Below are 289 nucleotides of genomic sequence, written 5' to 3'. Positions count from 1 at the left end.
TATTAGTAGCTGGTGCCAACGGTACCACCGGAAAAAAAATAGTAACCTTATTAAATGCATCTCAATATTTTAAACCTGTCGCTATGGTTCGTAAAACGGAACAAGAAGAACAATTTAAAAAAGTTGGTATAGCAACCGTTTTAGGAGATTTAGAAAAAGATATCTCTCATACCTTAAAAGGTATAGACAAAGTAAAATTTGCAGCGGGTTCTGGAGGAAAAAACGTTATTGACGTAGATCAAGAAGGTGCAAAAAAATTAGGAGATCCTTCAAAAAAAGCCAATGTTAA

At 33.9% G+C, this 289-nt stretch carries 1 protein-coding gene; it reads left to right on the top strand.

Annotated elements, in window-relative coordinates; all coding sequences use genetic code 11:
- Positions 1-289 (top strand): NAD(P)H-binding protein (locus tag V6246_RS18340; RefSeq protein ID WP_341561881.1); only part of this gene is annotated, 289 nt, incomplete at both ends.

Source organism: Algibacter sp. TI.3.09 (assembly GCF_038154905.1).
Lineage (GTDB): Bacteria > Bacteroidota > Bacteroidia > Flavobacteriales > Flavobacteriaceae > Algibacter.
This window is presented reverse-complemented; position numbering and strand designations above follow the sequence as displayed.